The 13,806-nt window shown below is 67.2% G+C and carries 12 protein-coding genes; 10 read left to right on the forward strand and 2 right to left on the reverse strand.

Going from position 1 to position 13,806, the window contains the following annotated elements; genetic code table 11:
* The 4 genes from KHY18_RS25365 to KHY18_RS25380 all read left to right on the forward strand — a co-directional run.
* A partial coding sequence (locus KHY18_RS25365; RefSeq protein ID WP_213306725.1) for a TonB-dependent receptor occupies nt 1-2,119 on the forward strand: 2,119 nt, incomplete at its 5' end.
* A 167-nt stretch (nt 2,120-2,286) separates the two neighbouring features.
* The gene (locus tag KHY18_RS25370; protein ID WP_502769410.1) at nt 2,287-3,030 is read left to right on the forward strand and encodes a PA4824 family protein; all 744 of its coding nucleotides are present in this window, start codon (nt 2,287-2,289) and stop codon (nt 3,028-3,030) included.
* Between the two features lie 151 nt (nt 3,031-3,181).
* A complete protein-coding gene (locus tag KHY18_RS25375) occupies nt 3,182-4,864 on the forward strand; it encodes a tannase/feruloyl esterase family alpha/beta hydrolase (protein ID WP_213306728.1) in 1,683 nt (560 codons plus the stop codon).
* Between the two features lie 181 nt (nt 4,865-5,045).
* Complete coding sequence (locus tag KHY18_RS25380) at nt 5,046-6,077, forward strand: porin (RefSeq protein WP_213306731.1); 1,032 nt, start codon at nt 5,046-5,048, stop codon at nt 6,075-6,077.
* Nucleotides 6,078-6,121: 44 nt separating this feature from the next.
* On the opposite strand, the gene KHY18_RS25385 is transcribed toward KHY18_RS25380, so the two are convergent.
* Nucleotides 6,122-6,799, reverse strand: coding sequence for a GntR family transcriptional regulator (locus KHY18_RS25385; protein ID WP_213306734.1), 678 nt, complete (start codon nt 6,797-6,799; stop codon nt 6,122-6,124).
* Nucleotides 6,800-7,014: 215 nt separating this feature from the next.
* On the opposite strand from KHY18_RS25385, the gene KHY18_RS25390 reads away from it, so the two are divergent.
* The 4 genes from KHY18_RS25390 to KHY18_RS25405 are packed head-to-tail and all read left to right on the forward strand — an operon-like array spanning nt 7,015 to nt 11,222.
* Entirely contained in the window at nt 7,015-7,998 is a 984-nt protein-coding gene (locus KHY18_RS25390; RefSeq protein ID WP_213306736.1) for a PDR/VanB family oxidoreductase, read from the forward strand.
* A 21-nt stretch (nt 7,999-8,019) separates the two neighbouring features.
* The gene (locus tag KHY18_RS25395; RefSeq protein WP_213306738.1) at nt 8,020-9,123 is read left to right on the forward strand and encodes a Rieske 2Fe-2S domain-containing protein; all 1,104 of its coding nucleotides are present in this window, start codon (nt 8,020-8,022) and stop codon (nt 9,121-9,123) included.
* Nucleotides 9,124-9,166: 43 nt separating this feature from the next.
* Complete coding sequence (locus KHY18_RS25400) at nt 9,167-10,228, forward strand: aromatic ring-hydroxylating dioxygenase subunit alpha (RefSeq protein WP_213306740.1); 1,062 nt, start codon at nt 9,167-9,169, stop codon at nt 10,226-10,228.
* Nucleotides 10,229-10,238: 10 nt separating this feature from the next.
* Nucleotides 10,239-11,222: a PDR/VanB family oxidoreductase gene (locus tag KHY18_RS25405; RefSeq protein WP_213306742.1), complete on the forward strand. Its 984-nt coding sequence runs from the start codon at nt 10,239-10,241 to the stop codon at nt 11,220-11,222.
* Here the strand turns inward: KHY18_RS25405 and KHY18_RS25410 are convergent.
* A complete protein-coding gene (locus tag KHY18_RS25410) occupies nt 11,219-12,523 on the reverse strand; it encodes an amidase (protein WP_213306744.1) in 1,305 nt (434 codons plus the stop codon). The two genes, KHY18_RS25405 and KHY18_RS25410, sit on opposite strands and share 4 nt — an antisense overlap.
* 244 nt (nt 12,524-12,767) lie before the next feature.
* Here KHY18_RS25410 and KHY18_RS25415 point away from each other — a divergent pair, with 244 nt between their 5' ends.
* Both KHY18_RS25415 and KHY18_RS25420 read left to right on the forward strand, forming a co-directional pair.
* Entirely contained in the window at nt 12,768-13,304 is a 537-nt protein-coding gene (locus KHY18_RS25415; RefSeq protein ID WP_213306746.1) for a nuclear transport factor 2 family protein, read from the forward strand.
* A 23-nt stretch (nt 13,305-13,327) separates the two neighbouring features.
* A partial coding sequence (locus KHY18_RS25420; protein WP_213306749.1) for an aromatic ring-hydroxylating oxygenase subunit alpha occupies nt 13,328-13,806 on the forward strand: 479 nt, incomplete at its 3' end.

Raw genomic sequence — 13,806 nt, forward strand, 5'->3', positions numbered from 1 at the left:
CGAAGGCGTGGTGCGCGACCAGGCCGTGCTGGTGCGCGCGGCTGGCGCCGCCTCCTCGGGCGGCGCGGTCCTGCCGACGGTGTCCGTGGTCGCCGCGGCGAACACCGATGGCCTGCCGGCCGCCTATGCGGGCGGGCAGGTGGCACGCGGCGGCCGCATAGGCCTGCTGGGCAATCGCGACATGCTCGACACCGCGTTCAGCACCACGCAGTACACCGCGCAACTGGTCGAAGACCAACAGGCACAAACCATAGGCGATGTGCTGGTCAACGACCCCTCGGTGCGCAACACCTATGGCCGCAATGCGGGCCGCGAGGAATTCAACATCCGCGGCTTCACGCTGTTCAATTACGACGTGGCGTTCAACGGTCTGTACGGCATTTCGCCGCGCAATGCCGCGTCCTTGATCGGCGTGGAGCGCGTCGAAGTGCTGCGCGGCCCGAACGCGCTGCTGGGCGGCATGGCGCCTGCGGGCTCGGTCGGCGGCGGCATCAATCTTGTGCCCAAGCGCGCGGGCGTGGAGCCGCTCAACCGCGTCACGGTGTCGTACGCCGATGATGCGCAGTTTGGCGCCCATGTCGATCTGGCGCGCCGCTTCGGCGAAGACAAGCAGTGGGGCATGCGCCTCAACGCCGCCAAGCGCTCGGGCGATACGCCCATCAACGGCTCGCGTGAAAGCGTAGACGCCCTGGCACTGGGCCTCGACTATCTGGGCGAGAAAGTGCGGCTGGAAGCAGACTTCAACTACCAGGACCGCGTGACCCATGGGCGCAGCAGCCTGCTGTTCCCTCCGCCCGCGGGCATGGCCATTCCCGTGGCGCCGAACAACAAGATCAACTACCAGCCCGAATGGAGCTACTGGGATGCCAAGGAACGCGCCGCCGTGGTGCGCGGCGAGGTGGACCTCGCCCCCGGGCTGATCGCCTATGGCGCGCTGGGCGCCATGCAATACGACTTCGACAGCCTGCAGACGACATCGCTGCTGCGCGACAGCCAGGGCAATCTGTTCGTTCGCCCCTACCGGCTCAAGGAGTACGTCAATACCCGCACCGTCGAAGCCGGCCTGCGCAACAAGTTTCAGACCGGATCGCTGCAGCACGAACTGGTGCTGAGCGCGACCAGCTACGCGCAGAACAACGGTCTGCTGCGCCAGAACGGCGCCATCGTCAACTCGAGCATCTACACGCCGGCGAACATCGCCGAACCCAGCCTCGCGCTGAACGGGCCTCTTCCGCGCACCTTGGAGACGCGCATGAACAGCGTGGCGATCGCCGACACCCTCTCCACCGCGGACCGCCGCCTGCAGTTCACGCTGGGCGTGCGCCATCAGCAGGTGCGCACGCGTTCGCTGAACCCGGCCACGGGCGCGCAGTCGGCGCCCGCGCATGACAAGTCTGCGCTGACGCCCATGGTGTCCCTGCTGTACAAGGCCACCGACCAGATCTCGGTCTACGGGAATTACATCGAAGGCCTGTCGCAAGGCCCCACCGCACCGGCCAGCGCGCAGAACGCGGGCCAGGCTTTCCCGCCGTCGAAGTCCAAGCAGTTTGAAATCGGCACCAAGTTCGACACCGGCCGGTTTGCGACCACGGTCAGCCTGTTCCAGATCGAGCGCCCCAGCAGCCTGCTCGATGCGAGCAGCGGTGTCGTGCTGTTCCGCATGGACGGCCAGCAGCGCAACCGCGGCATCGAAGTGATCAGCCAGGGCGAGGCCGCGCGCGGCGTGCGCGTGCTCGCCGGCATGGCCTATACACAGGGCATACAGACGCGCACCGAAGGCGGCCTCAACGACGGGCGCGGCGCACCGGCCGTGCCTCGGCTGCAGCTCAATCTGGGCGGCGAATGGGATGCGCCCTTTCTTCCGGGCCTGACGCTGACCGCACGCGCGCTGCGCACCGGCAAACAGCATGTCGATGTCGCCAACACCCAGCAGTTGCCCGCATGGACGCGCCTGGACATCGGCGCGCGCTACAGCTTCAAGGCCGGCGGCAAGCCCGTGACCGTGCGCGCCACGCTGGAGAACGTCGCCGACAAGAGCTATTGGCAATCTGCGGCGCGCGAAGGCCTGACCGTGGGCGCACCGCGCACGCTGCTGGTGTCGGTCTCCACCGACTTCTGAGCGCGCGCGCTTGGGCGCCGGCTTCTTCGCTTGCGATGCGCGCATCTCGACCTTCATTGAGGTGTCAAGAGACGCTCGTATACTCCGGCGAAGTTTTCAACCGGGAGTTGCGGGCGCGGCCTGGGGCCGCGCCCTGCAGCAGGCTTCCGTTTCCTTAGGAGCGCCCCATGCGCACGACTTGCACCCCACACGCCTGCCACCCTGGTGCAAGCATTTCCTCGCAGCGCCTCGGCATGGCGCTGTGCGTCCTTCTCGCCGCAGGCGCTGCCCAGGCGGCCCGCCCCATGATTACCGACGATGCCCGCATCGTCGACGCCAAGGCCTGCCAGGTCGAGAGCTGGGTCAAGTCCAATCGCGGCAGCACCGAATACTGGGCGCAGCCCGCCTGCAACTTCACCGGCAACCTGGAACTGATGCTGGGCGGTGCGCGTACCCACGGCGACCAGGGAACGCAGACCACGGACATCGTCTTTCAGGGCAAGACCCTGTTCAAGACACTCGAGCCCAATGGCTGGTCCTGGGGGCTGGCGGCGGGCAATACGCGCCATCCGCAGACGCACAACGGTCTGATCGGCGACGTCTACGCCTATGTGCCCGTCACTTTCTCATTTCGCGATGACCGTGTGCTGCTGCACACCAATCTTGGCTGGCTGCGCGAGAAGGAAGCCAGAAAGCAGCGCATGACCTGGGGCGTGGGCACCGAAGCGCAGTTGTCGGAGTCCACCTGGATGATCGCCGAAACCTTCGGCCAGAACCAGGGCAAGCCGTTCTATCAAGTCGGCTTGCGCTACTGGCTGGTGCCCAACCGTGTGCAGATGGATGCCACCTATGGCAATCGCGCGGGCAGCAGCACGCAGGAGCGCTGGCTTTCCATCGGTCTGCGCCTGCTGTCGCCGGCCTTCCTGCCCTAGTGCCGCTGCGGTCGGTGTAGACGCAAGCCGCCTATCCGGGTCATTGCGGATATCGGCAATACGCATGGCGCGGCGTTCGAATGGCATTGGCCGGCCGCGAGGGGAACTGAGATGCTGGGTGCCACCAAAGCCCCACGAGGAGACCGCATCCATGAACCTTTCCCGCCCGCTTCTTTGTTCCGCCGCGCTGATTCCCTGGCTGTTGACCGCTTGCGGCGGCGACGGCGCGGGGCCTGGCGCGAGCGCACCGCCGCAACTCGCCAAGGCCCAGGGGGCGACGCTGCAGGCCAGCAGCGCGCTCACGGCCGTGGCCTTGCCCAATACGCGCTTCACTTCCGCCGCCGTCGTTCCGGCCGGTTTGCTGGGCACCCAGCAGGCGCCCGAGCACTGCCTGGTGCAGGGGCTGATGCATGAGCGCACGGGCGTCAACGGCAACTACGCCATAGGCTTCGAGATGCGCCTGCCCAAGGACTGGAACGGGCGTTTCTTTTACCAGGCCAACGGCGGCGGCGACGGCGTGGTGGCCACCGCGGTTGGCGCGCCCGGCCCGGGCAATGACACGACCGCGCTGTCCATGGGCTTTGCCGTGCTCAGCTCGGACGCGGGCCACAACGGCGCGCAGAACAACGTCGGCCCCGGGCACTTCGGGCTGGACCCGCAGGCCCGGCTGGACTACGGCTACCAGGCTGTGGGCAAGCTCACGCCCATGGGCCGCCAGGTGGTGAACGCCGCCTACGGCAAGGTGCCGGACCGCATGTACATGGGCGGCTGCTCCAACGGCGGGCGCCATGCCATGGTCGCGGCCAGCCGCTATGCCGACCAATATGACGGCATCCTGGCCGGCAACCCGGGCTTCAATCTGCCCAAGTCGGCGGTGCAGGGCGCCTGGGACACCCAGTGGCTCAACACCGTGGCCGATTCCACGGCTGCGCTGTCGACCGCGTTCACGCCCGCAGAACTCCATCTCGTGGCCGACCGCGTGCTGGCGCGCTGCGACGCGCTCGACGGTCTCAAGGACGGCATGGTGCTCGATGTGCAGGCCTGCCAGACCACGTTCAAGCTCGATCTCGACGTGCCCACCTGCAGCGGCGCGCGCGACGGCAGTTGCCTGAGCACGGCGCAGAAGACCGCCATGGGCAAGATCTTCGGCGGCGCGAAGAACGCCGCGGGCACGGCGCTGCATGCCAGCTTCCCCTACGACCCGGGAATGCGCAGCAGCGGCTGGTCGGTCTGGAAATATGTGAGAAACGTCACCCTGGGCGCGGGCTCGCTGCCCTATATCTTCACCACGCCACCCAACCTGCTGGCGCCGACCGCGCTGGTCGATGGCCTGCTGAAGTACAGCATGGAAACCGACGCACCGAAGATCAGCGCCACCGGCGGCCTGTTCACCGAATCGGCGATGTCGTTCATGGCGCCGCCCGACGCCGATCGCCTGTTCAAGCTGCACGACCGTGGCGCCAAGCTCATGGTCTACCACGGCACGGCCGACCCGGTGTTCTCGTCGGACGACACGGCCGCTTGGTACAACGCGCTGCGCAAGACCCATGGCGACGACACGGCCAACTTCGCGCGCTATTACCCCGTGGCGGGCATGAACCACTGCTCGGGCGGAGTGGCGACGGACCGCTTCGACATGCTCACGGCGCTGGTCGACTGGGTCGAGGACGGCCGCGCACCCAACCAGATCACCGCGGCGGTGCGCCCGGCCAATGCCGATCTGGCCGGCACCGGCTGGTCGAGCGCGCGCACCCGGCCGCTGTGCACTTTCCCCAAGGTCGCGCGCTACCAGGGCGGCAATGCCGAGTCGGCGGCGAGCTTCGCCTGCGAATGATGCCCACACCGGCCCCGCGCATGGGCCGGTGATTGGGGTTAGTCCGGGGCTATCGACAAAACGAATGGGTCACGACGTGAATGGCATTGGTCGCGCCGCGTGCTTGCTGAGAAGCTGGCGGCAGTGCCATCGCGCACCTATCCCTACGTACCCATACCTATATTTCCAGGAGACAAAAAACATGGCATTGCGCAAACTCACCCTCATCGCCGCCGCCACGCTGGGCGCGCTGGCCGGCTTTGGCGCGCAGGCGCAGACCGCTGCGGCGACCTCGTCGGTCACCATCTGGGGCATCGTCGACGCGTTTGCGGGCCGCCAGCAGCTGTCGGGGCGCGACTCCACCTCGGTCGTGGGCTCGGGCGGTCTGACGACTTCGCGCGTGGCCTTCATGGGATCCGAAGACCTGGGCGGCGGCCTGCGCGCGAATTTCAACCTGCAGATGTTCCTGCGCCCCGACTCGGGCGACCTGGGGCGTTTTCCGGGCGACGTCGCGTTCGCCGGCCGTTCCACGGTGGGCCTGAACGGCAACTTCGGCGAGTTCAACATGGGCCGCATGAATTCGCCGCTGTTCTTCACGCTGATGCGCCAGGACGTGTTCGGCCTGGCCGCGCTGGGCCCTATGTTCCAGCACATGTTCCCCGGCGGTCAGCCGATTGCCGCCCCGCAGGCCGTGACCGACAGCACCATCAACAACGGCCTGCAGTACGCCACGCCCAATTTGGGCGGCTTTCGCGGCGCCGTGCATTACGGCATGTCCGAGACCGTGCCGCACAAAGGCCGCTCGGGCTACAGCCTGAGCTACATCAACCAGGGACTGGACGTGGCGATCGCGGGCGACCATATCAAGGCCGGGCCGCTGGTCGCGGGCGAGTCCAAGCAGACTTCGCAGCTGATCAGTGCGTCCTACGATTTCGGCAGCTTCAAGCTGGTCGGCATTGCCCAGCGCCAGAAGCAGGAAGTGCTGCGCAACACCTACAAGATCTACAACCTGGGCGCGAGCATTCCGGTGAATGGCGTGCACAAGGTGCTGGTGTCGTACTCGCATACCGACCTGGATGCCGTGGTCGGCGACCGCACGCGCAAGACCCTGGCCTTGTCCTATAACCACTACCTGTCCAAGCGCACCGACCTGTACGTGCTGGCCAGCTCGGACAAGGTCAGCAACCTCGACCGCGGAACGACCCTGGTGGGCGGCATACGCCACCGTTTCTAAAACGGCCAGCCCCGCGCCCTGCCGAGCGGAACGGGCGCGGGTGCTCAGAGGTCCATGCTGTGCCGCTGGATGGTCGCGTGCTCGCGCAGCAGCATCTCGGCACGTGACGCTTCCCTGCGCTCCAGCGCTTCCACGATGTAGTGGTGCTGGCGGTGCGCATAGACCAGATCGGCGAGGGCGACCGCCTCGGGCGCGTCGCCAAACGCAATCGTCCCCGGCGACACGAACGGCACGACGGCGCAGCGCTCCACGAGTTCGGCAATCAGCGGCCGGTCCGCGGCCTGCAGCAGCAGGCGGTGGAAGCTGGCATTCATTTCGCCATAGGCGTAATTCGACGCCGGTATATCGCCCCGGTCCGCCAGGATGGCATCGCCTTGCGTCAGGCAGGCGTGAAACGCCGTCTGGATTTCGGGCGACAGCCCGCGCTCGGCCGCAATCTTCGCCGCCAGCCCTTCGAGCGTGCCGCGCGTCTCCAGCGCCGTGAGGCTTTCGGCGTGGGTGAACGCACGCACCGCGAAGCCGCGTTTGCCCACCGGCGTCAGCAGCCCGTCTTTTTCCAGCGCGGGCAGCGCCTGGCGCACCGGCGTTCTCGACAGTCCCAGCATTTCGGACAGCGCGGCCTCGGTGACGCGCGTTCCGGGCGCGAGCCGCCCCTGAAGAATCAGCTCGCGAATCTTGATCGCGGCGTTGAGGTGCAGCTTCTGCAGGCTTGCCTGGGTCATGGCGCAATGTCGATGTGATTTGGGATTCCAAGTGTAGCCAGCTTGCGCTGCGCTGCGCGCGCAAATCCATAGTTTGGAATCCCAAATCAAGCTTCGCTTCATGAATTTTCCGGGTTTTCACCTATTTGGAATCCCAAATAGCGCAATAACAATGCAATCAACCCCAAAAAATTCATATTTGGGATTCCAAATTTGAGACCCCACGGAGAAACGCATTGAATCCCATCAGCATAGGCGCGCAGGTCGTCGGCGTTCGCCAGCTCACGCCCCGGGTGCGCGAATACCTGCTTGCCGCCGCCCCGGGCCAGGTTCTGCCGCGCTACGACCCGGGCGCGCATATCGCGCTGCACCTGGCTTCGCCGGCGCTGGGCAGCTTTGTGCGCCATTACTCCCTGGTGGGCGGTGACGGCGCCACGCCGGACGGCGCGGGCCGCTACCGCATCGCCGTGCAGCGCGAGGACCGCGCGCAAGGCTCAGACTTCATCCACCGCAGCTTGGAGACAGGCACGCCGCTGCAGATTTCCGCGCCGCGCAACAACTTCCTGCTGGGGCGCAACGATGCGCGCAGCCTGCTGATCGCGGGCGGCATAGGCATCACGCCCATCTACGCCATGCTCAGAAGCCTGGTGCGCCGCCACCGGGATTTCGCCTTCGTCTACAGCGGCCGCACGGCCGAGCAGCTTGCCTACCGCGAGGAGGCGATGCAGTTGGCCGGCGCGCGCGGGCATCTGCATCTGAGCGGCGCGGACGGGGCAAACCTGCTGGACCTGCGCGCCTTGCTCGCCGCGCAAGGCGCGGACACCACGGTCTACGTCTGCGGCCCCACGGGCATGGTCGACGCCACCCACCAGGCGGCGGCCGAACTGGGCTGGCCCGCGGGGCGCGTGCGCAGCGAGTTCTTCGGTGTGGCCGCGAGCCAGGACGATGTGGCTTTCGACGTTCACCTCGCGAAGTCGGGCCGCTGCATCTCGGTGGGCAAGAACACATCGATTCTGGACGCGCTCACCAGCGCCGGGGTCGATCTGCTGTACGACTGCCGAAGAGGCGAGTGCGGACTGTGCCCGCTGACCGTGCTGGCCGCCGACGGCCCCATCGCCCACCGCGACCGCTACCTCAGCGATGAGGAACGCGCTGCGGGAAAAACGCTGTGCCTGTGCGTATCGCGCATCCAGGGCAGTTCCCTGACCTTGGACGCCTGAGCCGCGTTGGAGACACCATTCATGAGCACTATTCACGCCCTCCATGCGGCCGCCGACGACATCGCCGCTCTGCGCCCCGGCTACGCCGACCAGGACACGCCCTTGGTGCGCAACTGCTGGTATGTGGCCGGCCGCAGCGGCGAGATCGGCCGCGAACTGATGCAGCGCCGGATTCTCGGCGTCGATGTGGCGCTGTACCGCACGCTCGCGGGCGCGCCGGTCGCCGTGCGCAACCGCTGTCCGCACCGTTCGTTTCCGCTGGCCAAGGGCAAGCTCGAAGGCGACATCCTGGTCTGCGGCTACCACGGCATGCAGTTCGACACGTCGGGGCGCTGCGCCAAGATGCCGTCGATGCCGATCTCGCCGAGCAACGCCAACGTGCGCAGCTTTCCGCTGGTGGAGCGCTACCCGCTGGTGTGGATCTGGATGGGCGAGCCCGACCTCGCCGACGAGGCGCTGGTGCCCGACACCTCCTGGCTGTCCGACCCCGCGCATCAAAGCGTGACCGGCGCGTTCTTCATGCGCTCGGACTATGTGGCCATGCACGAAAACCTGCTGGACCAGACGCATTTTCCGTTTCTGCATCCCGGAACGGTGGGCACGCCCGAGTACGCGCGCTCCAAGCTCGACGTGCGCGAAGAGGGCGAACAGATCGTCATCGACCGCGCGCTGCGCAATTCGCCGCCGCCGGGCATCTACGGCGTGCCCGCGGGAATCATGCACAAGCGCGTGGACCGGCTGTCGGAGGCGCGCTTCATCTCGCCCGCGATGCATGTGGCCTTCGCGCAGATCCTGGACCCCGCGCCCGACGGCGACGCGCCCGGCCGCTACCGCTTCAACATCACCCACCTGATCACGCCCGAGACCAACCACACCATTCACTACTGGTGGTTCAACACGCGCGACTTCAAGCTGGACGACGCCGAGGCCGACCGCCATCTGCAGACCGCTTCGGAGCAGGCCTATCTCGAGGACGTGGATGCGCTGGAATGGATTTCGGACGTGGTGAGAAAGGACGCCGAGCCGCAGTTCGACCTGAACTTCGCGCCCGACAAGCCGGGCCTGCTGATGCGCAGAAACCTCTACCGCATGGCGGCCAGGGAAGCGGATGTCGCCGCGCGCTGACCTCTTGCCCACGCATCTCCCGCCGACCCCACAGGAATTGACCATGAACCTCGATGCTGCCACTTTTCCGCTCAACGCCTGGTATGTCGCCGGCTGGGATGCCGAGATCGGCCGAAAGCTGCTGCCCAGAACCATTTGCGACCATGACATCGTGCTCTACCGCAAGCTCGACGGCCAGGCCGTCGCGCTCGCCGACAGCTGCTGGCACCGCCTGCTGCCGCTGTCGGAGGGTCGGTTGGTGGGCGACGAGCTGGTCTGCGGCTACCACGGCCTGCGCTTCAACGAAACCGGCCGCTGCACGCACATGCCTTCGCAGGAAACCCTCAACCCGTCGGCCTGCGTGCGCTCCTACCCCGTGGTCGAGCGCCACCGCTTTGTCTGGGTCTGGCCCGGCGACCCGGCCCAGGCCGACCCGGCGCTGATTCCCGACCTGGGCTGGTTCGACGACCCGGCCTGGGCAGGCGACGGCCGCATGACGCCGGTCAAGGCCGACTACCGGCTGGTCATAGACAACCTCATGGACCTGACGCACGAGACTTTCGTGCATTCGTCCAGCATAGGCAACGAGGCGCTGACCGAAGCGCCGTTCGACGCCTTCCACGGCGAGCGCACCGCGACCGTCGAGCGCTGGGTGCTCGACGCCGAGGCGCCGCCGTTCTGGGCCGCACAACTGGGGCGCCCCGGTCCCGTGGACCGCTGGCAGTACATCTACTTTCTGTCGCCCGCGGTCGTGGTGCTCGACGTGGGCGTGGCCGTGGCGGGCACGGGCGCGCCCCAGGGCGATCGCAGCCAGGGCGTGAGCATGTGGGTGGTCCACATTCCCACGCCGTCGACCAGGAACACCTGCTACTACTTCTGGTGCCATCTGCGCAACTACAAGCTGCACGACCAGGGGCTCACGCGGCGCATCATGGAGGCGGCGTCGGGCATTCTGAAGGAAGATGAAGATGTGATCGAGTCGCAGCAGCGCGCGCTGGAGCGCAACCCGGGCCGCGGCTTCAACAACCTCAACATCGACGCCGGATCGCTGTGGGCGCGCCGGCGCATTGACACCATGATCGCGCAGGAACAGCCACGCGCCATCCGTCTGGTCCAGGCCGCGTGAAGGAGTTCGCATGCAGAACCTCGATACCTGGCTGGAAGCCCGCGTCGGTGCAACGCGCGATCTCACCCCGTCGATTCGCGAATTCAGACTCGATGGCGCCCCGCCCGGCGACTGCCCGCCGGGCGCGCATGTCAACGTGCGCGTGCTGATCGACGGCCGGCCCGACTACCGCTCGTATTCGGTGACGCGCCAGCAGCCCGACGGCAGCCTGTTCATCGCGGTCAAGCGCCCGCCCCAAAGCCGCGGCGGTTCGGCCTATATGTGGTCGCTGGCGCCGGGCAGCCGGCTGCAGCTCATGCCGCCGGCCTGCGATTTCGCGCTGCGGTATGGGCATGACCACTACCTGCTGATCGCGGGCGGCATAGGCATCACGCCCATCTACAGCATGGCAATGGCGCTGGCGCGGCGCGGCGCCTCGGTGCGCGTGCTTTATGCGGCGCGCAGCGCCGACGAGTTCGCCTTTCAGGAAGAATTGCAGGCCGCGCTGGGCAGCGCCGTGGTGTTCTTCTGCGCCCAGGCCGGCCAGCAGCTCGACATCGCGGCCGAGATCGCCGCGCTGCCCGCCGCGGGAGAGCTTTACGTCTGCGGTCCCATAGGGCTGATGGAGGCGGTCAAGACGGCCTGGTCGGCAAGCCGGCGCGCAGCCACGCGCCTGCATTTCGAGACCTTCGGCTCCAGCGGCCGGCATGCGACCCAGTCCTTCACGGTCCATGTGCCGCGGCTGGGCCTGCGCCTGGAAGTGCCGACGAACAAATCGATGCTCGACGCCTTGACGGACGCCGGAATGCAGCTGCTGTCGGATTGCCGGCGCGGTGAATGCGGGCTGTGCGCCGTCGATATCCTGGAGCTGCAGGGCGAGCTCGACCACCGCGATGTGTTCTTTAGCGCGCACGAACACGCAAGCGCGCGCCGCATGTGCGCCTGCGTGTCGCGCGTGGCGGGCGGCGAAGTCTGCATAGAGGCCGCCTGGCGCGCGGATCCCGTACTGCGCTAGTCCTGCAAAAGCGGCTGTATGGCTTTTGCCAGCGCAAGAATGGCGCGTTCCGAGTGGAAGTCGCCCACCAGCTGCAGCCCCACGGGCATGCCGTTCGGGCCCAGCAGACCGGGAACGTTGACGCTGGGCAGGCCCAGCAGCGTCCATACCCGGCTGAACACCGGGTCGCCCGTCGCCTCCAGGCCCAGAGGCGCTTCGCCCGGGGCCGAAGGCACGACCAGGGCATCGACGCCTTGCAGCAGGGCGCAGGCCGCATGCCGGCCGCGGGCGGTGAATTCCAGCGCCGCGCGGTACTCCGCCTCGCCTATCGTGCGCCCGCGCGCGGCCAGCTCGCGTATGTGCACGCCCAGCGCTTCGCCGTGCTGCGCGATGTCCGCGGCCAGTGAGCGCGCCGCTTCATAGGCCATCACGGTCTTTTGCACTTCCATCAACGGTGCATAGGCTTGCGGCAGGGCGAGCTCGACGATCTCGATACCGGCCGCGGCCAGGCGGCGCATGCCCGCTTCCCAGGACATTTGCCCGGACGCATCCGCATACGACCATTCGTGCGTGCGCCACACGCCCAGGCGCAGACCGGCCACGGCCGGGGCCTGCAGCGCAACGAATGGAATGCCGCCCAGCGCCGCGCGCACCAGTTCGAGATCGTCGGCGTCGTTCGCCAGCCAGCCCACCGTGTCCAGCGATTCGCTGAACGGCTTGGCGCCGCGCGTGGAGACGCTGGCATGGCTGGGCTTGAGCGCGAACACGCCGCAGTACGAGGCCGGCCGTATCAGCGAGCCGGCGGTCTGGCTGCCGAAGGCCACGGCCACCATGCCGCTGGCGACCGCCGCGGCCGAGCCGCTCGACGATCCTCCCGGCGTGCGCCGTGGATCCCAGGGATTGGCGGTCGGGCCCGGCGAGAAATAGGCGAATTCGGTGCTCACGGTCTTGCCGGCAACGATGGCGCCGGCGCCGCGCAGCGCGGCGACGATGTCGGCATCGGCCGCGGGCCGGTGCCGGGCATAGACCGCCGAGCCGTAGCCCGTGGGCATGTCGTGCGTATCGAAGATGTCCTTGACCGCAATCGGCACGCCCGCCAGCAGGCCGGCAGGAACAGCCTCGTCCAGCGCCTGGGCCTGGCGCAGCACCTGGGCGGCTTCGAGGTGCTGCCAGGCGCGAACCACGGGCTCGGCCAGGGCCACGCGTTCGAGAAAGTCGGCGGCGATGTCCCGCGCGGTCTGCCGGCCTTCGATCAGCGCGGTGCGGGTCGATACGGCGCTGGGGGCCTTGGCGACCAGCGAGGAGGGGCTCGGATGTGGCATCGTCAGTTCCTGGAAGTTGGATGCATGATTATGGTTGTTGTTTTTGTTGGCCGCGAATTTCGGGTTTTTTTCACAATAAAAAGGAGTTGTCACCTATGGGGTGTCGTTTGCGAGCGACATCAGCCGCGAATTTTCCGAAATCCTGAGACTTGAAATTTATATGATTTCGGATATATTTCGCTAGACGGCGGTTCCGCGACAGAGAACCCCATCCGCCCCACGATGAACAAGGAAGAAGCGCCGCATGTCTTTGCAGCAACAAGTCAATGAGCTGGAAGCGAGAGTTCGCCAGCTCGAATCCGCAGGCCGCATCCGGGCGCTGGTGACGCGCTACATGCAGTTGTGCGACCAGCTCGACGCGGCCACGCCGCTCGACGAACTCGCCGGCCTCTTCACCGAGGACGCGCTCTGGGAAGGCAAGGGCGCGCGCTACGCCGCGAGCTTCGGCGGCTGGCGCGGCCGCGCGGCCATCGCCGACATGTTCCGCGGCTACATGCGCACGCCCGCGCACTTCGCGCTCAACGTCCACTTCCTGTGCTCCGAGCACATCGAGGTCGACGCCGATGCACGCCACGCCCAGGCCAGCTGGGTGATGCTGCAGACATCCACGTTCGCCAGCGGCGCCTCGCACCTCAACGCCGCGCAGCTGCAGCTCGCGCTGCGCGAGGACGCGGGCCAGTGGCGCATCGCCCACTTCCAGACGCACAACCTCTTCAGCCGCCCCACGGGCGCCTGGAACGACGCGGCCGAACTGCCCGTGCCCGCCGCCCACCTCTCCTGAACCCCATTTCACCAAGGCCCGCCATGAACGCTCCAGTCCATCCCATTCACTTCCACCGTCCGATTGCCGACCTGGTGCAGTCCGACCGCGTCCACACTTCGCTGTACACCGATCCCGCTCTCTTCGAGCAGGAGATGGACAAGATCTTTCGCCACACCTGGATCTGGGTCGCGCATGCCAGCGAGATTCCCGATGCCGGCAGCTACAAGACCCACTGGGTCGGCAAGGAGCCGGTGATCGTGGTGCGCGACCGCAAGAAGCAGGTCCATGTGCTGCTCAACCGCTGCCGCCACCGCGGCGCCACCGTCTGCGAGCACAAGAAGGGCAAGGCCAATACCTTTGTCTGCCCCTACCACGGCTGGAGCTATGCGCTCGACGGCTCGCTGCGCGGCGTGCCACACCCCGAAAGCTACGGCGACTGCCTGGACAAGAGCGAGCTGCCGCTGGTGAGCCTGCGCGTCGAGGAGTACGCGGGAATGATCTTCGCGACGCTCAAGGACGA

The sequence above is a fragment of the Acidovorax sp. CCYZU-2555 genome, assembly GCF_018413525.1.
Classification (GTDB): Bacteria; Pseudomonadota; Gammaproteobacteria; order Burkholderiales; family Burkholderiaceae_C; genus Comamonas.